The 21685-nt window shown below is 36.9% G+C and carries 24 protein-coding genes and 1 pseudogene; 8 read left to right on the forward strand and 17 right to left on the reverse strand.

The window, feature by feature from the left end; genetic code table 11:
• The first annotated feature begins 474 nt into the window (after positions 1–474).
• Positions 475–804 (forward strand): hypothetical protein, encoded by a 330-nt coding sequence (locus AC3CH7_RS11630; RefSeq protein ID WP_031417072.1) that lies wholly within the window; start codon positions 475–477, stop codon positions 802–804.
• Positions 805–1372: 568 nt separating this feature from the next.
• Here AC3CH7_RS11630 and AC3CH7_RS11635 read toward each other — a convergent pair.
• The gene (locus AC3CH7_RS11635) at positions 1373–1684 is read right to left on the reverse strand and encodes a DUF2834 domain-containing protein (RefSeq protein WP_031417073.1); all 312 of its coding nucleotides are present in this window, start codon (positions 1682–1684) and stop codon (positions 1373–1375) included.
• 271 nt (positions 1685–1955) lie between these two features.
• Positions 1956–2138 carry a helix-turn-helix domain-containing protein gene (locus AC3CH7_RS11640; protein WP_324611252.1) on the reverse strand — a complete coding sequence of 61 codons (183 nt, stop codon included), beginning with the start codon at positions 2136–2138 and terminating at the stop codon, positions 1956–1958.
• A 102-nt stretch (positions 2139–2240) separates the two neighbouring features.
• Between AC3CH7_RS11640 and AC3CH7_RS11645 the strand changes: the two genes are divergently transcribed.
• A complete protein-coding gene (locus AC3CH7_RS11645; protein WP_012295353.1) occupies positions 2241–2405 on the forward strand; it encodes a hypothetical protein in 165 nt (54 codons plus the stop codon).
• 45 nt (positions 2406–2450) lie between these two features.
• The gene (locus AC3CH7_RS11650; protein WP_197149905.1) at positions 2451–3128 is read left to right on the forward strand and encodes a hypothetical protein; all 678 of its coding nucleotides are present in this window, start codon (positions 2451–2453) and stop codon (positions 3126–3128) included.
• Between the two features lie 538 nt (positions 3129–3666).
• Here AC3CH7_RS11650 and AC3CH7_RS11655 read toward each other — a convergent pair.
• Positions 3667–4200, reverse strand: a complete 534-nt coding sequence (locus tag AC3CH7_RS11655; RefSeq protein ID WP_031416922.1) for a hypothetical protein — start codon at positions 4198–4200, stop codon at positions 3667–3669.
• 594 nt (positions 4201–4794) lie between these two features.
• On the opposite strand from AC3CH7_RS11655, the gene AC3CH7_RS11660 reads away from it, so the two are divergent.
• A complete protein-coding gene (locus AC3CH7_RS11660) occupies positions 4795–5400 on the forward strand; it encodes a hypothetical protein (protein ID WP_031416923.1) in 606 nt (201 codons plus the stop codon).
• A 50-nt stretch (positions 5401–5450) separates the two neighbouring features.
• Here the strand turns inward: AC3CH7_RS11660 and AC3CH7_RS11665 are convergent, their stop codons facing one another.
• On the reverse strand, positions 5451–5708 hold the full coding sequence (locus AC3CH7_RS11665; RefSeq protein ID WP_197225079.1) for a hypothetical protein: 258 nt from the start codon (positions 5706–5708) through the stop codon (positions 5451–5453).
• Positions 5709–5956: 248 nt separating this feature from the next.
• Between AC3CH7_RS11665 and AC3CH7_RS11670 the strand changes: the two genes are divergently transcribed.
• Both AC3CH7_RS11670 and AC3CH7_RS11675 read left to right on the forward strand, forming a co-directional pair.
• Positions 5957–6262 (forward strand): site-specific integrase, encoded by a 306-nt coding sequence (locus AC3CH7_RS11670; RefSeq protein ID WP_051800292.1) that lies wholly within the window; start codon positions 5957–5959, stop codon positions 6260–6262.
• A gap of 44 nt (positions 6263–6306) precedes the next feature.
• Positions 6307–6459, forward strand: coding sequence for a tyrosine-type recombinase/integrase (locus tag AC3CH7_RS11675; protein WP_012295360.1), 153 nt, complete (start codon positions 6307–6309; stop codon positions 6457–6459).
• 83 nt (positions 6460–6542) lie between these two features.
• On the opposite strand, the gene lepA is transcribed toward AC3CH7_RS11675, so the two are convergent.
• The 4 genes from lepA to gpr form a co-directional block, all read right to left on the reverse strand.
• Positions 6543–8369, reverse strand: coding sequence for a translation elongation factor 4 (gene lepA / locus AC3CH7_RS11680; protein WP_031419709.1), 1827 nt, complete (start codon positions 8367–8369; stop codon positions 6543–6545).
• Positions 8370–8627: 258 nt separating this feature from the next.
• On the reverse strand, positions 8628–10511 hold the full coding sequence (locus AC3CH7_RS11685; RefSeq protein WP_031419710.1) for an acyltransferase family protein: 1884 nt from the start codon (positions 10509–10511) through the stop codon (positions 8628–8630).
• A 414-nt stretch (positions 10512–10925) separates the two neighbouring features.
• Positions 10926–11768: a stage II sporulation protein P gene (gene spoIIP, locus AC3CH7_RS11690; RefSeq protein WP_012295363.1), complete on the reverse strand. Its 843-nt coding sequence runs from the start codon at positions 11766–11768 to the stop codon at positions 10926–10928.
• Positions 11769–11854: 86 nt separating this feature from the next.
• Positions 11855–12871: a GPR endopeptidase gene (gpr, locus tag AC3CH7_RS11695; protein WP_012295364.1), complete on the reverse strand. Its 1017-nt coding sequence runs from the start codon at positions 12869–12871 to the stop codon at positions 11855–11857.
• Positions 12872–13034: 163 nt separating this feature from the next.
• Here gpr and rpsT point away from each other — a divergent pair, with 163 nt between their 5' ends.
• Positions 13035–13283 (forward strand): 30S ribosomal protein S20, encoded by a 249-nt coding sequence (rpsT, locus tag AC3CH7_RS11700; RefSeq protein ID WP_012295365.1) that lies wholly within the window; start codon positions 13035–13037, stop codon positions 13281–13283.
• A gap of 203 nt (positions 13284–13486) precedes the next feature.
• On the opposite strand, the pseudogene AC3CH7_RS11705 reads toward rpsT, so the two are convergent.
• A pseudogene (locus AC3CH7_RS11705) lies at positions 13487–13919 on the reverse strand (transposase); the annotation flags it as partial.
• 298 nt (positions 13920–14217) lie between these two features.
• Positions 14218–15228 (reverse strand): DNA polymerase III subunit delta, encoded by a 1011-nt coding sequence (holA, locus tag AC3CH7_RS11710; protein WP_031419221.1) that lies wholly within the window; start codon positions 15226–15228, stop codon positions 14218–14220.
• Between the two features lie 275 nt (positions 15229–15503).
• Between holA and AC3CH7_RS11715 the strand changes: the two genes are divergently transcribed.
• A complete protein-coding gene (locus AC3CH7_RS11715; RefSeq protein WP_004226902.1) occupies positions 15504–15641 on the forward strand; it encodes a YqzM family protein in 138 nt (45 codons plus the stop codon).
• Between the two features lie 32 nt (positions 15642–15673).
• Here the strand turns inward: AC3CH7_RS11715 and AC3CH7_RS11720 are convergent, their stop codons facing one another.
• The 7 genes from AC3CH7_RS11720 to AC3CH7_RS11750 all read right to left on the reverse strand — a co-directional run bounded on the left by AC3CH7_RS11720 (position 15674) and on the right by AC3CH7_RS11750 (position 21683).
• A complete protein-coding gene (locus tag AC3CH7_RS11720) occupies positions 15674–17830 on the reverse strand; it encodes a DNA internalization-related competence protein ComEC/Rec2 (RefSeq protein ID WP_230586139.1) in 2157 nt (718 codons plus the stop codon).
• A 134-nt stretch (positions 17831–17964) separates the two neighbouring features.
• Positions 17965–18534 (reverse strand): ComE operon protein 2, encoded by a 570-nt coding sequence (locus tag AC3CH7_RS11725; RefSeq protein ID WP_012295370.1) that lies wholly within the window; start codon positions 18532–18534, stop codon positions 17965–17967.
• Between the two features lie 107 nt (positions 18535–18641).
• Positions 18642–19277 carry a helix-hairpin-helix domain-containing protein gene (locus tag AC3CH7_RS11730; RefSeq protein WP_031419224.1) on the reverse strand — a complete coding sequence of 212 codons (636 nt, stop codon included), beginning with the start codon at positions 19275–19277 and terminating at the stop codon, positions 18642–18644.
• A 192-nt stretch (positions 19278–19469) separates the two neighbouring features.
• Complete coding sequence (locus AC3CH7_RS11735) at positions 19470–20210, reverse strand: class I SAM-dependent DNA methyltransferase (protein WP_031419225.1); 741 nt, start codon at positions 20208–20210, stop codon at positions 19470–19472.
• Positions 20211–20555 (reverse strand): ribosome silencing factor, encoded by a 345-nt coding sequence (gene rsfS / locus AC3CH7_RS11740; protein WP_008180916.1) that lies wholly within the window; start codon positions 20553–20555, stop codon positions 20211–20213.
• Positions 20552–21124, reverse strand: coding sequence for a bis(5'-nucleosyl)-tetraphosphatase (symmetrical) YqeK (yqeK, locus tag AC3CH7_RS11745; RefSeq protein WP_031419226.1), 573 nt, complete (start codon positions 21122–21124; stop codon positions 20552–20554). Before yqeK ends, rsfS begins: the two co-directional genes overlap by 4 nt.
• Positions 21093–21683, reverse strand: a complete 591-nt coding sequence (locus AC3CH7_RS11750) for a nicotinate-nucleotide adenylyltransferase (protein WP_012295375.1) — start codon at positions 21681–21683, stop codon at positions 21093–21095. The genes yqeK and AC3CH7_RS11750 overlap by 32 nt, the downstream gene beginning before the upstream one ends.
• Positions 21684–21685: the final 2 nt, after the last annotated feature.

Consider the following 21685-nt stretch of genomic DNA (forward strand, 5'->3'; position numbering starts at 1 on the left):
ATAAAAAAAGACTATCAATTTAGTAGTCTCAATTGCTTGTTTCCGACATACACGTACTAGCAAACGTGTATTAATTAGATTTTAAGTCATTTATTTTATGTGCTCACTCACGTTCAGCAGCCTCAATAATTTCTTCTAATTGAGCTCCATGGCTTTCTGAAGTTAATTTTACTTTTGTTAAATCGCCCTCCACCAAACGTTTCAATTTTTTTACAACGTTCTAAATTAAATTCGATGTCTGCAATTTCATCCTCTAATTTTTGATAGTTTACTAACCACTTGTAATGCATAGTCAGCACCTACCTTTTTTACTGAAATTTTATTTATTTCTCTTATTTACATGGCAGATATGAATTTACCACCATTAACAACCCAATAATTTACATAGAAATATTTTCTATTTATTGAAATTTAATTCCAATTATGTTAAAACTAAAACTACTAGGGGATATTACTAGAATGGAGGAAAAAATAATGTTAAAAAAGATTAAAAGTAATATTGGTATTAGTTTACTAACAGCTTTACTTCTTGCTTTATTCATCTATCCATCAGGTAACGCTTCGGCTGCAGAACTTACAATTCACAACCCTATTCCAACTATAGATCAATTTGCTTCTAACCCAAGTTCTTATTATGTCACAGTTAATAAAACGTTTAGTTCATTTCCGCCAGGAACTATTTATCATAGTGAGATGAGAGGTAGTTTCCTATATGGAGGAGACTTAAGTTTATTTAATTATGCTAAAGAGGGCGAATTTAATGTCTATTATGCTGTATACAAAGGTTATATTTACGCTAAATAATTTAGCTTAATAAAATCCTAATCCCCTAGTGTTTTTAACTGAGAAACTTTTCGCATTATCATCTTAAATTAAATTTCCAATCCACTAATGCCACTATTGCACTTACCACAGATTTTACATGTTCACTATGGTTAGAACGCCCTCTCTTTGGTGGGAAACCCCACCAATTTGATATAAAATCAATTGTTTAAAACCCCTATAAAGGCTGTCATACCAATATTACTTCGTATCATCCATCTTCAGTACAGCCATGAATGCCTCTTGAAGTATGGCAGTATTAAAATACGTTTTTTTATATCTTTTCATATCCGACAAACCTTTATTTTTCAAGGGTTTGTCGGTTTCTTTATACCATATTATATTTTTCTTTATCTCCTAATGTGTCACGTTTACTCTCTGAACACGGTGGCATGGAGGTGGCAAAAAACATCAAGACCACCCATCACGGAGTGGTCTTTTATGGTTTATTCAACTAAAGCCTTCGTTTGCCATCCATATAACGCAAAATCAACACTACACCACATAATATGTAAGATTTTTACGTTCTTTCATTGAAGTTTAACAACACTTATTTCTTTATGTATGGATGTCTGAAAAACAAAAATAACGGTAATGCCAATGATAAACCAACTGTAAACAAAGTTAATAGACATATCCACTTTTCTTTAATGTTATACTTTCTTGACTCATTGAACATAAAGATTATAAAAACAAAGCATGAAATAAAAAAGTCAACAGCGAAGAAGGTCGATATTGAGTTTATAAATAATAAATCTATTAATAACCCTAAATCAAATCCGTTTTCGTTCAAAAATTTCACTAAAAAATAATACGGAAATACTGTGCCAATAATCGCAAATAACAGGTACACTTTTCTCATTTAAAATAAACTCTCCTCTCTATGATTTTTACAAATATTATACCTCATAAAAAATTATTTTGAACAAATATTTCCATTTATCCTTCAAGCCATTTCCCTAAATTACTTGGTCTACTGCTTATCGATTATGGGAGGCTATCACGTTCCTTTAACCAGTTATAGAAAGGTACTGGACGTTCTTTATATGGGGTTTCTTCTATATAAGACGATTTATTCAACTTTCTATTAGAAAGCTCTACATCCATTCTATACGCCCCTACAAATACGGCTTTTAATGTACTGTACTAGTAACTGTCAGAACGCCTCGATAAACAGCTTTTGTGCTGATTTCCAATGAGGTAGCTATAGTACTCGCTTTCAAGTGGCATACACCTGTGTGTTCTAAGCTGTGTGATGCAAGTTTAAATACGATAGCTCGTTCTGATTCTGTTAAGTTGTAATAGTGACTAGCCATGTGATCTTCGACACTCTTGTTGATCAACTAGTAAATGTTTTCAACATTAATGATATGTACGAATTATTTAAGATTATGGATGACGAAAAAGAGGAAATCTAAATGAATAAATTAGAGCAAACAACCAAGGATTTGTTAGGAGCCGGTTATTCGATAGAAGAAATTAAAACAGCTTTTGAGGAACTCATTGAACAGGCAAACAAACCAACTCTGATTACAGGACAGATAACTAAAAAAGGTTGTCTGTTTTTTTGCATGTACTTTTAGTACATAATTTCCTAAAATAGAAATATAGAGAGGGGTTATTTACTAATGAAACAACTAGTATTTAGTACAGTGTTAGTTTTAAGTTTAGGTTTAGCTGCATGTGGTGAAGAAAAACAAGATAGTGAAATAGTAGGAGCCTATAGTCGTGAAATTACATCAGAAGAAAAAGAATATATTCAATTAGTAATGAATGACGATTTCGATACTTTAATTACTAAAACAGAAGAAAAAGCAAACGAAGTACAACAAGACTATAACAATCTTGCATTAGCATATGAAAAATTCAATGGTATAGATGAAGACCTACCGAGTGTATTCACAACAGCGACTCAACTAAAATACGTTTACGTAGTTGAGAGACTTGAGGAGATAAAATATATACCAGATGAGATTAAAGAAAAAGTTAATGAATTAAAAATTGTAGCAAAGGATAAAGAGGAAGAGTGGAGTGAGAAAATAGAAGAAAATAAAGCAATACGCAAAGCAGAATATGAAAAAAGCGTAGCTGAGTCTAATCTTAAATCTAAAATTAATGAGAGAACTATGTATCCTAAAGCAGTTTATATTGGAATGACAAAAGAAGAAGTTTTGGCAGAAGGATGGGGCAGACCAATAGATATTAACAAAACAACTACTACATATGGTGTAAGTGAGCAATGGATTTATTATGATTATAAATATTTGTATTTTGAAGATGGAATTTTAACTACTATTCAAGAGTAATATATAGGAGGCTAGGACAAAAGGTTTAGTCAATGTAAATTGTTTGAAGGGCAAGCGATTATTACAGCTATAATAGAAAACACAGATTTTCAAGAAGCTATATCTCCTTATAAAAAGTAACAGAATATATTGTAAATGATAAAATTGCCTTTAGTTTTTTTTATATCTTTTCATATCCGACAAACCTTTATTTTTCAATGGTTTGTCGGTTTCTTTATACCATATTATATTTTTCTTTATCTCCTAATGTGTCACGTTTACTCTCTGAACACGGTGGCATGGAGGTGGCAAAAACATCAAGACCACCCATCACGGAGTGGTCTTTTATTAATATAAATTACGCCTTTAACCTTGCTAGTAACAATCAAATATATAAGGAGGTAACGATTATTAGCTATTTTTCCTAAAAAAAGAGAAATCGAATACAATCGATTTCCCCTTTTCTTATCAAGAATGCTTTTTATAAATTGCTCAATATCAATCAACATAGAAATTATTTGTATTCACTTTCAACGAAGTTGCAACCATATCGGTCAAATTATTCAATATATCCAGAAAACGTATTTGGTCCAGTAAATTCAATGTAATAGTTAGAAGACTTATCCAATGTCAAATTAATAGTAGTATCTTTACCTAATGCTAGTTCGTATGATTCTACCGTGTTATCGAAAACAAGGTCCTTACGTTTTACTTTAAATTTCAATGAATATTGATGATCATTATTTCTTACATAAATTTTAACTGAACTTTTCCCAGTTAATAAATAATCTGTGTATAAAGTAGAACTGTTAGAGCTTCCGTTAAAAGAATATCTACCCTTTTTAGAAAGATTCCAAGTAGAAGTTGGCTTTGAAGTACCATAAGGTACAATTTGATTTGGTTCACCTACGCCTGGTCCTATATCATTTACACCTACATTTTCTTGTGTTTCATAAACTACTTCATTCTTAAATTCATTAGAATCTAGTGCCTGCGATTCTAATTCAGCAGCGCTTGCATTAACGCTAAATCCGCTACCTACAACAGCCGTAGCTAAAGCTAGTGAAGATAATTTAGTGAAAATTTTACTCATAAAATCGCTCCTTATTATTGTAAATATTAGAAATTGTATTTCCCAATTATTATCATAACATACTAAATCAGAAAATGGATAATTATTTACATTTTAACCTAAAATTACCTAATTAAAATAACCTAACTACAAATAAAGTCCTACAAATGAAACACTTAAAATATACGTTAGGTGTTGTTCAGAAACTCTAAAACGGTTAATTATTCCTGCCGCTCCATGTATTCAAAATGAGTCAATCTCCTTTTTGTTCTTGAAAATTCAGGTCAGTTAAATTTCAACCACTGACAATCTGTCCATAGTTGGAATACGATGACTTAGTTATATAGATGCCGTCACTATGACGGTACCTGCAATTTACAAGTACCTACATATTGTGTTCAGGTATCCCCTTTTCCGTGGGTACTGAATAAATTACCATTCAAGCCAGTTCTCTAACGATGGTTCACCTTGCACTATTGATTGTGGGAGGCTATCACGCTCATTAGCCGTTATTATTTCGATTACCATGTTTAGGTTTAATATCAGTAAATGTGGTTTAGCCTTTGTTCCCCTTCCATTTACTACATAGGATAAAGACAAAAAGGAGATAATCCTATGAATAACTGTGGATGTAATAATGAATCATCGACATTTAAATGCAATAGGCTCGGAACATTTACAGCTAATGATGTAAACTGTATAAACCCTCCCATTCCTGCTGATAGCTCAATAATTCCTTTTTCCTCTGGAATCTCACTATCTAGAATTACCGATAAATTTGGGAATAGAGAGGTAAGCTTGTTAGGGTTCGGGACCGCAACTCTCTTAATGTTGATGAAAAATAATACAATTGATTTAACTAACCTTTTCAATGAAGCCTTCCCAGTTCCATGTGATGGTAAAATCACAGCGATTTCAGCGTCATTTTTTCCATTTGATGAGTTTATTTTTGAAGGCTCTATTACGATTCGAGCGCAAATTTTCCTTGCACCTAAAGGTAGTAATATTTTTACTGGCACAAGTGCTAGCGTTGATTTAGCTCCACCTATAACAGATCCTTTTCCATTTGGACAAATAGCTTTTGCTTCAGCTAATATCCCACCGGTACCAGTAACTGTAGATGACCGTTTATTAATGGTATTTTATATTTCGTCGGCAACAGATACTTTTGGAATTGCTGATATTCTTGGCAAAGCAAGTGCAGCAATTAATATTGTTTAAACACAAATCCCCTTTCCTCTAACCAATAACAGAAAGGTACAGGACGTTCTTTAGATGGAGTTTCTTCTATAGATAACGATTTTACTTAATCGCTCTACAGCCCTACTATAAGCTCGCACAAATTCCGCTCTTAATGTACTTGCTACTGTTAAAGTACCCTCTTTAATATCCATAGCAATTTTAAATAGCACGTTTTTAGCTTTTACAAATTCCTTTGCACTTTGAACATGAGTACCTAATACAACCTTGTGCAATTCATCTATTAAATTATCTGCTAATGGTAGTGAGTTCATGAAATCAAATAGCATTCTCTAATACTCATTCATGTACTCTTTTTTCTTTTCAGCTTGCAAAGCTAATTCATTGCTAAGACTCTAATAATTAAAAATGCCCGCTGTTTGATTAGCGAGCACTAGTAGTAATGCGATTTATGACATCCAAAATTGCTTATGTTGAAGGCGTAATTTCCAGTTGATTTCTATATTTATAATTTCATTGTGGAGTTCGAGTCGGGGAAATATGTGGACTTGAATGGAAGTATATAAACTTCGATGAAATGACAGTAGCAATTGAACAGCAATTCATTAATAAAAAGATTACAGATGAAAATGGAATTGAATACTTTAAATGGGTTGTTGCTACTCCAAAATCTAAAACTGGATATCGTACTATTCCAGTTGGCAGAATTTTAATGGAGATATTAAAGAAAGCCAAAAAGAAACAAATTGAAAATCGATTAAAGTATGGAGAATTTTATCTTCAAGACCCTGATCATGATTTTGTTTGTAAAAAAGAAAACGGAGAACATTACACCCCTGCTGTTATAAAGTATCAAACAAGAGCTTTAATCAGAAAAAGTTAGGTATCGATTTCAATGATCATTCTTTACGACATACCCATGCAATGATGTTAATTGAAAGTGGACAACCAATAAAAACTGTTCAAAAAAGATTAGGACACAGCAGATCAGCAATTACTGAGGTCTGCTATGTCCATTTAACACAGAAGATGGCAAGAGATGCTGCCGATATATTTGATTCCATCGCTGAGGATTTATAAATTACTGGCAATTCGGTGGCAATCTCCACCCAACTGATACAAAACTATTTAATTAAACCCCTATAAACGCTGTTACATCAACCTTACTTCGTATCATCCATCTTCAGTACAGCCATGAATGCCTCTTGAGGGACCTCGACTGAACCTACTTGTTTCATACGTTTTTTACCTTCTTTTTGTTTATCAAGAAGCTTTCGTTTACGTGAGATATCCCCACCGTAACATTTTGCTAACACGTTTTTACGGATAGCTTTAATAGTTGAACGTGCCACAATTTTTTGTCCAACTGCTGCTTGAATTGGAACTTCAAATTGTTGACGTGGGATTAATTCTTTTAATTTTTCAACGATAATTTTACCACGATCATAGGCAAAGTCACGGTGTACGATAAAGCTTAGTGCATCGACTTGCTCACCATTTAGTAAAATATCCATTTTCACTAATTTTGATTGCTGGTAACCGATTAATTCATAGTCAAATGATGCATAGCCTTTTGTATTTGATTTCAAATAATCAAAGAAATCATATACGATTTCGGATAAAGGCATTTCATAAATAATACTTACACGAGTAGTATCAATATAATCCATTGTCATGAAATTACCACGCTTCATTTGACAAAGCTCCATGACCGCTCCTACATAATCATTTGGTACCATAATTGTAGCTTTTACATATGGCTCCTCTACTCGATCAATTTTTTGTGGATCTGGCATAAAGGAAGGATTATCTACTTTGATGGAAGAACCATCTGTCATATGAACTTCGTAAATTACCGAAGGCGCTGTTGTAATTAGGTCAATATTGAATTCACGCTCAATTCGCTCCTGTATAATCTCCATATGTAGTAATCCTAAGAATCCACAACGGAAACCAAAACCAAGTGCTTGAGATGTCTCAGGCTCATACTGGAGAGCCGAGTCATTTAACTCTAATTTTTCTAAAGCCTCACGTAAATCATTGTATTTGGCTGTATCAATTGGATATAAACCACAGTAAACCATTGGGTTTAAGCGGCGGTAACCTGCTAGCGGCTCAGTAGCAGGACGATTTGCAAAGGTTACTGTATCCCCTACGCGTGTGTCCCCTACATTTTTAATAGATGCTGTTAAATAGCCTACATCCCCAACTGTTAATTCAGTTTGTGGCACAACTTTTGGTGTATGTACCCCAACTTCTATCACTTCGAATTCCGCTCCTGTTGCCATCATGCGAATTTTATCTCCAGGCTTTACAGTCCCGTTGATAACACGAATGGAGATGATAACGCCTTTATAGGCATCATAAATTGAGTCAAAGATTAAGGCTTGTAGAGGTGCATCTGGATCACCAGTTGGTGCTGGTACCTTTTCAACGATTTGCTCTAAAATATCCTCAATCCCAATTCCTGCTTTAGCAGAAGCTAATACTGCTTCAGATGCATCTAACCCGATTACATCCTCAACCTCTTGACGTACGCGTTCAGGATCTGCTGCTGGTAAATCAATTTTATTAATAACGGGTAAAATTTCTAGATCATTATCAAGAGCTAAATAAACATTTGCAAGTGTTTGCGCTTCAATACCTTGTGCAGCATCCACAACTAAAATGGCGCCCTCACAAGCAGCTAAACTACGGGAAACCTCATATGTGAAATCGACATGTCCTGGTGTGTCGATTAAATGAAATGTATATACTTCACCGTTTTTCGCTTCGTACTTTAATTGAACTGCATTTAATTTAATCGTAATGCCTCGCTCACGCTCTAAATCCATTGAGTCGAGGAGCTGTGCTTTCATTTCACGGGATGTTAATGATTTTGTTTGCTCTAAAATACGGTCAGCAAGCGTTGATTTCCCGTGGTCAATATGTGCAATAATAGAGAAATTTCGTATATTCTCTTGTCGTTTTAAACGTGCTTCTCGGTTCATCTTTTCCACTCCTAATTAAACTATAATGAATTATACTATGAACGCTATGCAAAGTACAACAGCAACTAGACTAGAAAGCCTATAATATCAATACTTTCAATGTTTACGCCTGTTATTAAATTTCATAGTTTTAAGTATATAAATACAGTAGGATTGGACGCCTCATAAAGTATGGATGAAAAAATTTATTTTATTCTACAAAATAAAAAAAGTCAGTTACACAGACCGAAGCTGTATGTCCCGACTTTTTTCATTAGTTTAATTGTTGATAGATTGCTGAATAAGATTTGTTAAAACTTCTACACCTTTTTTCTCTAAATGAACACCGTCTGGAGCGAAGTATTCTGGATGATTAAGCGCTTCCGCATGCCAGTCAATTAGTGTAATATTTTCATGTTCCTCTGCCTTTTCAAGTAAAGCTGCATTCACTTTCCCTTCCCATGGACGAGGCACACGTGTATTCACTAAATAAATATCAGCATTGGCAAATGCAGCGAGAAGTGTATCTATTTGGTCATTGGTAAAATAGCCATTTGTCCCCAATTGGATAATTATCGCATTATTAGTTTGGTTAAAACTCGCATAATTTGGTGCTAGTTTAACAGCTTGTGAAACTTGACGACCTATCTTTCCATCAATTGTGATGTTTGGAAAAACCTTATGTAAGCTCGTTGCTATATCGATCATAACGGAATCACCAATTGCTAGTATGTTTTGATAAGTATCATCTTTCTCGGGCACAGCATTTGTTTCGTTTTCTTCTGGCTTTGGTGTTTCTATATTTGGCACTTCAACTACTTCTTCCTTACTAGGCGAAGGATTGTCAGTCGTCTTGTCTGGTTGCTTTATTTGATTAGCAGTAGGTTCATCACCATTAATTTTAACGGCAGTTGGATATGAATCCTTAGAAGTTTGCTGGCCTTCTCCCACGACCCCTGTAATCCCTGTGAAAAATACAAGAAGGAAAAGTGGAACGATGACAGTAGATACTTTTCTTAAAAATGTGAGGCTTTCCCATTTCTTTTTATTGAATACGAAATAGTTCCGATAATATGCCCAGAACCCATCTTTTCGGATTGGCATCTCAATGAAGCGATAGGAACATTCTGCAATTATCACAATCAGTATTATCTGAAGCACTATTCGCCAATAGGAGGGGTTTCCAATCTCATGTATAGGTGTGCCTAATACCATGACTGGGTAATGCCAAAGATAAATTCCGTAGGATCGTGAGCCAATCCAACATAGAGGTTTCCACGCAAGTATTCTTCCTAAGATACTAACGGGATGACAAATACAAGCAATTAATACGGCTGCATTCAAGCAAAACAGGAACATTCCGCCTCTATAAAGGAATGTTTGAAATTCATCCACATACATAATGCAGACAAGAAAAATAGTAAACGTAATAAAGCTAATAGCATTTAATTTGTTCATATGGCTTGTTGATAATTTTTGTGATGATAGTCTTTTCATTGGCCAAACAAGCGCTAACCAGCAGCCAATTAATAATTCAAAACAGCGCGTGTCCGTTCCATAGTAAACCCGACTTGGATCGGCACCTGGCTGGTAAAGTATCGCCATTAATAAGGCCGAGCAAATTGCCCCAATAAAAACAACCTTTGCTAATTTACTTTGCTTTTTTACAACATACAGCCCTATCATTAAAAGCAATGGCCAAATCACATAGAATTGTTCTTCAATGGCTAATGACCATAAATTTTTTATGGGTGATGGAGAACCGAAACTATCAAAATAAGAGAGTTTATGAAAGATGAACCACCAATTACTTGAATAGAAAATAGAAGACAGCGCATCTCCACGTAATGTATGAAGGAGCTCTTTATGAAAGAGCATTGCCCAAACAAATGATGTAATAATCATAACGTAGGCAGCCGGTAGTAACCGTCTAAATCGTCCAATCCAAAATTTCTTTAGACTGACTGTTAATTGGTTGCCCTTTAAAGGTAAAATGGTAGAGGTGATTAAATAGCCTGATAGTACAAAAAAGATATCAACTCCTAAAAAGCCACCTCTAGCCCAACTGAAGTTAAAATGATAAGCAATAACTGCTAATACGGCTAATGCTCGAATCCCGTCTAGTCCAGGAATGTAACGATGATTTAATGACTTGCCTGACATACTATTCCTTCCTTCAATAATCTATAAAACCTATTGTCAAGTAATAAGAAACCTTGATTGAAAACCATCCCCTCTCAAATGATTAGTTTGTTCACTTATATGTTTGACGTTTGAGAAACGATAAAAGTTTTAGAGAAATAGGGAGTGTCATTACTTTTCTAGTCTCTTATAAAATTCATTCTCTACATATGTATTTTCAAAAAGGCATTACCATAAATGGAAGATACTACAAAAGCTATTTTACCCTGTTACCATATGCCTTCATTCATTATAAAATCGTGAGCCAACTTGAAAATTATAAGGCAAGAATGGAGCAATGGAAAGCCCAATAATTAGATTTTTTTCTGGAAATTTTTATTATTAGAGAATATCAAAAAGTGAGCCAATATGAGACTCACTTTTTGAATAATATGTTTATTTTTTTGAATCATTAACAAATGCCTTTGATATGGCTTTCCCGATTACCGCAATCGTTCTATTTACCTCATCTTCTGTATTGCCAATCCCACCGATTTCAATAATCATCATTTGCTTTGCTAAATCTTGATTATATCTTCCATCGACACCATCTCCACTTTTGGAAATAACACCTTTTGATATTTTCGGAACGATGGCATTCAATGTCGATGATAAACTTTCTGCATAGGCTGTGTTCCAGCGATAATTAGGATGCTCTGCCCCAACAACGATAGCAATTTTCGCATAGTTTTCCCCATTATATGAGATCGTTGTAAGATCATGTTTTAAGGAATCACGATGTAAATCTAGTATTAAATCATAATTATTGGTTTCTAAATGTTTACTAAGAAAAGGTCTTATTACATCATAGGATTGATGATAGCCCTTTCCCTGTGCTTGTAATTCCTTCATCGTATCTACATCAAGAACATCAGTCTTTAAACCATTTACATTAAAATGATTCACAATCTTATCCTTCAAACTCATAATGTTAACCGTTTCATGAGAAGTCGCTACCTTACCACTCACAGCTTTCACCATCGGTTCGTATGCTTCATGGGTATGCGTAAATAATACTAACACCTTAAACGGATCTAAATCTGGTTCGGGCTCTTTCGTTTGTTCAAGTACATTCTGTTCTTCTAAATTAGTAGCGGCAAACACGACTTGTTTATCTTCAGGTTGTTTAATCGGAGTCGATGCTTGCTTGTTGAACGGAAGTTGCCCAGCAATGACAGGTAATACGAAAAAAAACAATAATATACCAAATGACCATTGTAGTTTTTTTAGCAAAGTCACACCCTCCTCCCCATATCGTATGGAGGGGGGGTGTCATTTAGAACGTAAAAATTTTTCTCGATTTATGCATATAGCTAGCTTATTTTTTATAAATCGCTTGCCCAGTTCATCAGCATTGAAGCAACTAAATTGGCGTAGCGATCTATCCAGTAGTCCGCTTCTTTAGGCGTTACCATCAATTGTCTATGTGAGGCTGCAAAGGTTTCTTCAAACAATTGTTGACGCTCTTCTCTTGTCCATGTCGCCCATTCACCGAAAATTGGTTCAACTAAGGACATGTCAAGCTCCTTGTCTATATTTGGCTGCCATGAGGATAAGGATAGCTTCGATGAAGGATTACTACGTTCAGCTACACGAGCCGCTATTGATCGCAGCATGACTTCTACCGCATCAGCAATTAATACAGGCGCATCTACCACTGTCGGTATACCAATGGCTGTTACAGGGATACCAAGCATTTCGTAGGAAATTTCTTGCCTTTGATTCCCTACACCTGACCCTGGATGTATGCCTGTATTCGTTAATTGAATGGTTTTACAAAGTCGATTACTAGCTCTTGTAGCAAGGGCATCCACGACAATGACTAATTTTGGCTTGAGTCGCTCTGCAATAGCAGCTACAAACTCTCCTGTTTCATAGCCCGTTTGTCCAGTAACGCCTGGGGCATACATAACAAACTTATCATCAATGACATCTAAACTATGCAAATGATCAATCAGATACGGACCAATCGCATCAGGTGTAATAGTACGATTGCCCAACCCAATTATTAAAATTTTGTCGTTCTCTTGCCAGGAGAGCGATTCATGCAATTTTTTAAAATTCACAAGCAATTCTTGCTCCAGCTGTTCAAATCCGTCCTGATCTTCTAATGTCAGTGTCGGAACAGAAAGTGTAATATATTGGCCTTCTTTTTTGCCAATTTGTTTCTCACCTTCTCTATCTACTAGCACATCCGTAATTTTCACGCGACCGGCTGTTCGATCTTCAATTTGAACGCCACTCGATTGTTTAAGCTTTTCTTTTTGCTCTTTCGTCTGATGGACAACTACCTCTTCAGATTCATCGATTAAATCTGTTCGATACCAGTTTAAATTTTGCATACAAATCACCTCAAGCAGTAGTTTGTTCAAACTGTCAAGTAAATATTCTTTGCATTTATCTATTGCAATTTAGCCTAGCGTTTGTTAAAATGATTTTTGTTGTATTAACACAAGAAATCAATGAGAAGATATCATCTCGTACCTAATTTAGGAGGTGAAATATATGCCAAACATTAAATCTGCGATTAAACGCGTAAAAGTTAACGAAAAAGCAAACATTGCTAATTCTCAAGCGAAATCTGCTATGCGTACTACAGTGAAAAAAGCTGAAAACGCTGTTGCTGAAAATGCTGAAAACAAACAAGAACTTTTACAAGCAGCTTTCAAATCTTTAGATAAAGCAGCTTCAAAAGGACTTATCCACAAAAACGCGGCGGCTCGTAAAAAGTCTCGCCTTGCTAAAAAAGCGTAATTGTTTAAAGGATCAGATGCTCTATTAAGAGTAGCTGATCTTTTTAATTTTTATAGAAATACAAAAGCTGTCGAGAAGTTCATTCTCGATGGCTTTTGTCATTTTTCTTTCTCTTTCATATTCATTATTTGGTATATCATTGCTGTATCCAACATCCTCTTCGAGCATAGATGCTCTCTTAAGCTGTCTGCCATGTCCAAGTAGCTAGTTTTAACATGCGTGGAATCGATAAATAAATGGTCTGCATGGAGGAGTCCTTGATGCATAATCTCTTTTAAAATACGATAGAAAATCTGCTCAAATATATCGGTGTCTTGAAAGCGACGGACATAATTTTTACTGAAGGTAGAGAAATGCGGGACTTCTGTATGGAAGCCAAATCCTAAAAACCAACGATACGCCATATTCGTTTCAATTTCTTTAATGGTTTGACGCATGGACCGAATACCAAAAACGTACTGAAGGATCAATACTAGGACGCCCATTAGGCAAATAGAGCTGTTCGACTAAAGGATAGATAAATGAAAAATCAATAGCAGCCTCTAGTTTTCGCACTAAATGATTGTTGGGAACTAATTGATCAATCGTTAACATTTCTAATTGTTCTCGTTCATTGGATGGATTCTTCGTCATCATCGTTTATCACCTCAAAAATTTACTTTTCAACACTCTATGTAGATAAAGTAAGTACTTTATGTAGAAGTTGATGGGAACGATGGGCGGCGACTCCTGCGGGATAAGCGGGAAAGTCGAGATCCTGGACTGAGCGAGGCGAGGGAAGCAGCTCGACCCCGCCCGCGGAAAGCGTCCGCCCGTAGTGAAAATCAACGACTTTACTTTATTTCATTGTAAAAGAAAAAAGACTGTAGGCAATCTCTCAAATTTTTTGAGTTTGTCTACAGTCTGAGCTGTCCTATAACGGACAGCTTTTGTGTTAAAGTTGACGAAGTAAAAAGAGCTCCAAATATCGTTCTCGATTGCCACCTGTGGATTTCAACTGTAAATCCACCTCTGCTAGTTGATATAATGCTCTCAATAAGCTTTCTTCTGATGGACGATTACGTTGCTCAGTCATTAATTTGACACGATACGGATGAATTTTTAAGTTTTTGGCGATTTGCTGCGGATGGTACCCTTTCTTCAACAAATAAAAAACATTCGACATCGTACGAACATTGGATGCAAGTAGTCCAACAAGCATAATAGGCTCTTGCTTTTGTCGCAATAAATCATGATAAATCGACAAAGCGCTGACCGAATCATTGGCCAAATAGGCGTTGAGCATTTTAAAGGCGTCCTGCTCCAATGTTTTTGCCACTAAATCCTCCACTAGCGATACCGTAATTTCTCCACCTTCACCAAGATAAAGGGTAAGCTTGTCTATTTCCATTTGTAATTGAAGCATGTTCGCTCCAACCATCGTCACAAGAAGTTCGATAGCATCCTGTGTGATGCTATTGCCCTGTCCCTTAACAATACTTTGGATCCAAACGGCTAAATCCTGCTCTTTAGGTGTTGCTGCTTCGATAAGTAATGCATGCTCTTTCATCATTTTTGTCACTTTTTTACGCTCATCTAGCTTTTCATAAGGAGCAATAAAAACGGTTACGGAAAAATCAGAAGGATTGGACAACCATGCCTCAAGTCGCTTCACATCATGGTCGATCTTTTCTTTTCCTTTCTCAGCTGCCTTTAAAAACGAAGCATTTTTGGCAATAATAAGCTTTTGTTCAGAGAAAAAGGGAATGGTATCTGCTTCATCCATAACAGCGTCCACAGGCACTTCATCTAAATCAAATGTGTTCATTTCCAGCTCTTCTTCTGGCCCCATTGCTTCTTTTATACGCTTAATGGTTTCATCTATAAAATAGCTTTCTTCACCAACAAGTAGATATACTGGTGCTAGCTCACCTTTTTTTATTGTTTTCCAAACCGTTGAAATCATAATTTTCCCTCCATCTAGCAATACTATAAGTATACATGATTTTGTCTGGATTGAGCAGGCTCCAACCTCGATAGATACCATGCTTATATGGCATTCATTTGGTAGGTCAATCCAAGATTTAATTTCTGTCGAGCAATATCCAAGCCATTTTAGTTGTCCTGTAGTGAGTTTGACCGAAATGTGTCGATTCCTTGCCAGACGGGGAATTCTCCTTTTGGATATAGCTTTTATGTACATGTTGTCTTATAATAAATAACAGAATTGGAGGGATAACAATGAATCCATTTGAAGGAAAAAACATACAATGTCGACGTAACGATGCAATCGATTCAGGTGTTGGTTTCGGTGTATCATTTGGCGTTTTCACACTAATGTTTATTATCGCGACAATAGTAGAGTTCGTATCACAGTAATCAGACTAAAATACGAAGGAAAAAGACCTTGCTCATTGGACAAGGTCTTTTTCTTTTGCTTTAACTGTCAAACGATTGCCCTGAATACGTATTTCGATCGTGCCATCCACCCCTGTTGTCCAAGTAGCTAAATTCCGATTGGCAAATCGCTCAACTACCTCTTCATGTGGATGACCATAACGATTTTGAAGCCCAGCACTAAAAACGGTGAATTGGGGTCGTACGAGCTCTACAAATGATTCGATACTAGATGTTTTACTGCCATGATGACCAGCCTTCAGAAGGGTTAGATTAGCTATTAGAGGTCCATAATACATCATTAGCTGTTGTTCGCCATATTTCTCTAAATCACCTGTAAATAGCGCTTTAAATGCCTTCTGTTGCATGTATAAAACAAGCGAGTCATCATTGCCTTCATAATGGGTATCCTGCGGCCATAAATAATAAAAGCTTGACTCACCCTTCTGCCATATAGTGCCCTTCATCTTTTCTTTTATAGGGACGTTATGTTTTTGGGCTTCCCTTAGTAAGTCCCTCATAATAGGCTGTTTCAACGATCCAGGTGTCACGTGAATTTCTTTCATCCCAATCTCCTGTAAAATTTCCTCAGCGCCTTCTACATGATCCGCGTCCGCATGCGTAACAATAAAAATATCGATGGTTCGTATTCCCTTCCCTTTTAGAAACGGAACCACAATTTGTTTCCCCACCTCATAGTCTTTATTTGCCTTCTTCCATTGCTCTTGTTCAAAGCGCAACAGTCCACCCGCATCAATGACGTATACAGCCTCCCTAAATGGCAATTCAATCACAGTGCAATCACCCTGTCCTACATTTAAAAACGTTATCTTTGTGTCGCTATAAAGCATTGGGGAAAGATGAATACAGATGGCCGGGAAGAGTAAAACCAAAATCGCATTCTTAAATCGTTTTGTTTCTAAGAAATAGAAACACGTGAGAACGCTTAGCATTGCTAAACAACAAAGCCAAACGGATGGTTTACCTGGGGACCATAATTGAAATGGTAGAGCTTGTATTAGATATATTACATTCGTTAGCCCATTTCGCAGAGGCTCGTAGCCTGCAAATAACAGGTTGGCTAATGGTAAGGAAATATAGGTTAGAGCTAAGGCCACAATATTAAAAGGTAAAATAACGAATGAAAACAAAGGAACGAAGATAATATTGACAAAAAACGAGGAAATGGAAAGTTCATAGAAATGATGAAGTAATAAAGGATAGACAAGTAGCTGACAGACGAATGTGACGAAAAAAGAACGGGATAACCAGTTGCTCGTCTGTGTAAAAATATAACTAGAATAAACAAGACTAGCCGCTGCTAAATAAGACAGTTGGAAACCAATTTGAAAGATTACTCCCGGTTCAAGTAAAACAAAGCCTGCAAAGCTAATAGCAAGTGCATCATCGATTGACAGCGTCCATTTCAAATAACGAAGCAACATCATTAATTCCACTACTGAAACGGCTCGCCATACAGATGGTGCCCCCCCTGCAATGACTCCGTAGATAGGGAGTAAGATGACCAAGGCAATAGTAGCCATCTCTTTGCGAATACCTATGCGTAGTAGACCTTCAATAAATAACCATGACACCAGTGCTACATGTAGACCAGAGATCGCAAATAAATGAGTGATCCCTAGCTTTTGATAGGCTCGTTGTAGCTCATTATCCATTTGATCCTGCTCTCCAATGAGAAGGGCTTGAGCCTCCGCTACTAATGGTTGGGGAAATGTCATTTCTATATGCTGTTTCATTTGTTGTCTTAGCTTAGCGAGAAATATGATGGGGGAATTGCGCTTCTCTATAAAGGTCCAACTAGTGATTTCAACAATACCGGTTGCTCCCTTACTCGTTAAATAATTGGACATGGAAAAGGCGTAATCATGGGCTGATGGAGAAGGGCTCACAAGCTCACCTTTCGCAAGATACGTCATTCCTGCCATAGATGTATGTTCATAATTAATTTTTTCTTGTTCAGAGGAAAATGTATACACTACATATAACTTTTGACCGTTTGTAGTTGTAGCAAAACCACGGAGCTTTTGACCGCTTATTTTATAATCGTTTGACCAAGTTAAAGGGAAAGAGGATGGTAGTGGGGAAGGTTGAACCAGTTGAATTGTAGCAAAAAATATATACGATAATAAGCCAATCGTTAATACTATCATTGCTAAGAACCGTGACTCACCCTTTACGATGAGCCACAGAGCTAAAAGAAGTACTAATAGGAGTAGCCAAGCCGACTTGTGAGCTGCTAAGGAAGCGACAAGTACAGCAAGCGCTAGAAAAATCCATTTTTGCCTTAAAGCTTTATACCGAATAGTGCACTCACCTTCTGTTCATACGGAAGCAATTTTTCGGATGGCAGTCCGTTCTCGCGAAGCTCATGAAGCATCTCTGTATATAAGGCTAGCTTTTCATCTCGTAGAAAATCGATTTTTCGTTCATCAAATGGTACATGAACGACTGTCACGCCTGCTTTTTCAAATAATTCCTGAGCATATGGATTATTTTTATAGTCAGTTGCATAATAAACTCGCTCAATGCCTGCTTGAATAATAGATTTGGTACAAGGGAGACATGGGAAGTGTGTCACGTATAAATCAGCACCTTTTGTTGGTGTACCGTATTTAGCACACTGTAGTAAAGCATTCATTTCAGCATGCACTGTACGGACACAATGGTTGTCCACCACATAGCAGCCATTTTCGATACAATGCTCATCACCAGTAATAGACCCATTATAGCCCCCTGCTATGATCCTCTTATCACGAACAACAGTTGCTCCTACTGCTAGTCTTGTACAAGTACTACGCAATGCGAGTAAATGGCTTTGTGCCATAAAAAATTGATCCCAAGTAATTCGCTCCATATGACTACCTCCAAAATTTTGCCTTACAAGTTTTCGATCTTGTTGCTTTTCTACTATAGTGTAGCTCTTTTGGAAAAGCGGCGTCAATATCTCATAAGCTATTAGCTTTACTTAACGGTAATAGAATCCTTTATTTTTTCAAATGTTTTATCACCTATACCATTAATATTTCTTACATCATCAATGGTTTGAAAGCGTCCTTTTTCCTCCCGATAACTAAGAATACTATGAGCTTTTGAAGGGCCGATTCCTGGTAATGTTGCAAGAGTCTCCGCATCAGCGGTATTGACATTAATCTTCTGACTCTTATTCTGGCTTTCCAAAGGTAACATAAGTAGATTACTAGATATATCTTCAAGCTGTTCTCCCTTGATGGGAATATAAATCACCATTTCATCCTGAACTTTTTGCGCATGATTAACAAGTTGCGTATCCGCATTCTCAATATAACCACCTGCAAGCTGAATAGCATCGAAAATACGCTTGTCTGGTTGAAGCTCATAAACGCCCGGATACATAACAGCACCCTTTATATCAACAAATACCTGCTGTTGAACCGCTTCCTCAGCAGTAGATTCCATGGGAATCGTTTCTTCAATAGGTTGGATGGTTTCGATGAGCTCTTCTTGGGGTCGTGAAGAGTCAGAACTCGATAAAGAGAAGTAAAAAAATAGTCCACTTATTATTAGTACGCCGGGGATTAGCATACTCTTTTTGTACTTTTGCCATAAAGATTGCAACATAGTACCATCCTTTCAATGCAAAAGGTCATCATATGGAGGTACATTCATCATACACTAACATCCATAGATTGCAAACCTGAAAGCGGGAACGAAAAGCTCCCAAGTAATCGGTTAATTTGACTGCACTTATCCACCATTCCGCGGCCTCAAAAAAATCCACACTGCCAATCAGCAGTGTGGTGCTTGCCATATTTATTTTACCGCACGGATAAAAATGCGTTCACTTTCATATTCTGGTGCTTCGTTTGTAAAATCTGCTGTTACTACCACATCACTAAAGCCGATAGCGCGAAGCCAATTCATATATTGTTCGATAGGATACGTACGTTGAATATGCTCCTCATCAAACCGTTCATATAAATCACTCTTTGTATCACGCACATAAAAGGTCATTTGATGAATAATGGAATGCTCGAATTCTCCTGGCTCTGTATGCCATACATAACTAATATCACCATTGTCATACGTAAATGGACCATCCAAAAAGATTTCCGTCATTTTAAATAGTGAATGGACATCAAAAAAAAGTTGGCCTCCATCACGTAATGCATGATAAATCCGTTCTAATGTTGTAAAGACTGCTTGCTCCTCTACAACATAATTCAGAGAATCTATGGCAATTGTGACCACATCTACTGCCTCAAAGCCATCTAGTTCGTCCATGGACATACAATAAAACGGAGCCTCGTATCCTGCACCAGTAAAACGTTCAGTCGCAATGGAAAGCATTTCTTCTGATAAATCAACACCGCTGACTTTGTAGCCAGCCTGTGCAAATAACAAGCTAAGTACACCTGTGCCACACCCAATATCTAATAGTTTTTTGTATTGGTTGCTAGGTGCATGCTGTACAATCCAATCTACATAAAGATTGTAAGGAATATCCGTTTGTAACTCATCATAGACATGGGCGAAGCGTTCGTAACTACTCACTTAGGCCTCTGGCATGTCTAATTGTGGTGCATCGCCCCATAGACGCTCTAAATTATAATAAGCACGCTCATCTTTATGGAATACGTGTGCTACTACATCTCCTAAGTCTACTAGAACCCAACGAGCACCATCAAAACCTTCGACACGGCGAATTTCATAGCCATCTTTTTCAGCTACATCCTGCAATTCGCGTGCAATGGCTTGCACCTGACGATCTGAGTTACCATGTGCAATGATAAAGTAATCTGCTAAAAGGGAAATTCCTTGCATATTTAAAACGACAATATCCTCACCATGTTTGTCGTCAATCGCTTTGTAAGCTGCTTGTAATAAAGTTGAAGTCATCCTTCACTATCCTCTCTGTTCATCATATCGTTATAACATTCTATTGATAACGGATAAATAGGCTGCTTTGTGTCGATTAAAAATGCCAATGTATGACGGACACATGCACTCATGGCCTTATCCAAATTTTTTTGCGCTTTTTTGCGCAGACGTTCCACACCATCAAATTGACGATTCGGTTCAATCATATCTGCGACAAAAATGATTTTTTCTAAACGACTCATATTAGGTCGCCCTGTTGTATGAAAACGAATAGCATTCAAAAGCTCATCATCTTTGATCCCGAATTCACTTTCTGCAATATATGCACCGACTGGGCCATGAAGTAGTTCACTGCCCCAGCCAATGAGTCGTGCATCTAACTTTTCCGTTCGGACGATGTTCTCCATCCACTCTATATCTGCATATTTTGCTATATCATGAAGGATTGCAGCTATTTCAGCCTTTTTCTCATCCTCGCCGTACTTTCGTGCTAGATTGATGGCCGTTTCCATAACACCGATTGTATGAATATAACGTTTTTCCGGCATTCTGGGCTTAATCGCCGCTAAATACTGTTCGCGTTCCATAAAGACCTTCCTCTCGTATGAACGTCTCTACCGCTTCTGGTAGTAAAAGTGTCACCGTTCCTCCAGTCGCCAGGCGTTCACGAATCAGTGTGGACGATAAATCGATTTGAGGCACCTCCACCATGCATATAGGGTACTCTGTAATGGCTGCTGTTCCTGGACGTTTCACACCAACAAATTGGACAAGTTCTACTAGGTCATCTATACAATGCCATGTATGTAGCGAATCAATCATATCGCCACCGATGATAAAGTAAAATTTGACAGTAGGTTCCTTCCTACATAATGCAGAAAGTGTCTCATAGGAATAGGATACGCCACCCTTGTCTACCTCATACGACTCCACTGAAAAATAAGGGAACGGGCGAATGGCACGCTTCACCATTTCAAGTCGTTCCACATTACTAGCATCAAATCGTGCATGCTTATGTGGTGGTATGGCATTCGGCATAAAGCGTATTTCATCGAGTTGCAATGCATGAAATACCTCATTCGCCATTAATAAATGCCCCATATGAGGAGGATTAAACGTGCCTCCAAGTAAACCGACCCTTTTCATCG

Source organism: Lysinibacillus sp. F12, assembly GCF_057773605.1.

What these genes read in the sequence shown, in the direction of transcription:
- rsfS (WP_008180916.1), bottom strand. Translation starts at nt 20,555, where the DNA reads ATGACTTCAACTTTATTACAAGCAGCTTACAAAGCGATTGACGACAAA.
- AC3CH7_RS11670 (WP_051800292.1), top strand. Translation starts at nt 5,957, where the DNA reads ATGACAGTAGCAATTGAACAGCAATTCATTAATAAAAAGATTACAGAT.
- AC3CH7_RS11650 (WP_197149905.1), top strand. Translation starts at nt 2,451, where the DNA reads ATGAAACAACTAGTATTTAGTACAGTGTTAGTTTTAAGTTTAGGTTTA.
- AC3CH7_RS11630 (WP_031417072.1), top strand. Translation starts at nt 475, where the DNA reads ATGTTAAAAAAGATTAAAAGTAATATTGGTATTAGTTTACTAACAGCT.
- AC3CH7_RS11730 (WP_031419224.1), bottom strand. Translation starts at nt 19,277, where the DNA reads ATGTTGCAATCTTTATGGCAAAAGTACAAAAAGAGTATGCTAATCCCC.
- AC3CH7_RS11685 (WP_031419710.1), bottom strand. Translation starts at nt 10,511, where the DNA reads ATGTCAGGCAAGTCATTAAATCATCGTTACATTCCTGGACTAGACGGG.
- rpsT (WP_012295365.1), top strand. Translation starts at nt 13,035, where the DNA reads ATGCCAAACATTAAATCTGCGATTAAACGCGTAAAAGTTAACGAAAAA.
- AC3CH7_RS11750 (WP_012295375.1), bottom strand. Translation starts at nt 21,683, where the DNA reads ATGAAAAGGGTCGGTTTACTTGGAGGCACGTTTAATCCTCCTCATATG.
- AC3CH7_RS11655 (WP_031416922.1), bottom strand. Translation starts at nt 4,200, where the DNA reads ATGAGTAAAATTTTCACTAAATTATCTTCACTAGCTTTAGCTACGGCT.
- AC3CH7_RS11665 (WP_197225079.1), bottom strand. Translation starts at nt 5,708, where the DNA reads ATGCTATTTGATTTCATGAACTCACTACCATTAGCAGATAATTTAATA.
- yqeK (WP_031419226.1), bottom strand. Translation starts at nt 21,124, where the DNA reads ATGGAACGCGAACAGTATTTAGCGGCGATTAAGCCCAGAATGCCGGAA.
- AC3CH7_RS11635 (WP_031417073.1), bottom strand. Translation starts at nt 1,684, where the DNA reads ATGAGAAAAGTGTACCTGTTATTTGCGATTATTGGCACAGTATTTCCG.
- AC3CH7_RS11675 (WP_012295360.1), top strand. Translation starts at nt 6,307, where the DNA reads ATGTTAATTGAAAGTGGACAACCAATAAAAACTGTTCAAAAAAGATTA.
- AC3CH7_RS11725 (WP_012295370.1), bottom strand. Translation starts at nt 18,534, where the DNA reads ATGGAGCGAATTACTTGGGATCAATTTTTTATGGCACAAAGCCATTTA.
- AC3CH7_RS11640 (WP_324611252.1), bottom strand. Translation starts at nt 2,138, where the DNA reads ATGGCTAGTCACTATTACAACTTAACAGAATCAGAACGAGCTATCGTA.
- AC3CH7_RS11720 (WP_230586139.1), bottom strand. Translation starts at nt 17,830, where the DNA reads ATGATAGTATTAACGATTGGCTTATTATCGTATATATTTTTTGCTACA.
- lepA (WP_031419709.1), bottom strand. Translation starts at nt 8,369, where the DNA reads ATGAACCGAGAAGCACGTTTAAAACGACAAGAGAATATACGAAATTTC.
- AC3CH7_RS11645 (WP_012295353.1), top strand. Translation starts at nt 2,241, where the DNA reads ATGAATAAATTAGAGCAAACAACCAAGGATTTGTTAGGAGCCGGTTAT.
- gpr (WP_012295364.1), bottom strand. Translation starts at nt 12,871, where the DNA reads ATGCAAAATTTAAACTGGTATCGAACAGATTTAATCGATGAATCTGAA.
- AC3CH7_RS11715 (WP_004226902.1), top strand. Translation starts at nt 15,504, where the DNA reads ATGAATCCATTTGAAGGAAAAAACATACAATGTCGACGTAACGATGCA.
- holA (WP_031419221.1), bottom strand. Translation starts at nt 15,228, where the DNA reads ATGATTTCAACGGTTTGGAAAACAATAAAAAAAGGTGAGCTAGCACCA.
- AC3CH7_RS11660 (WP_031416923.1), top strand. Translation starts at nt 4,795, where the DNA reads ATGAATAACTGTGGATGTAATAATGAATCATCGACATTTAAATGCAAT.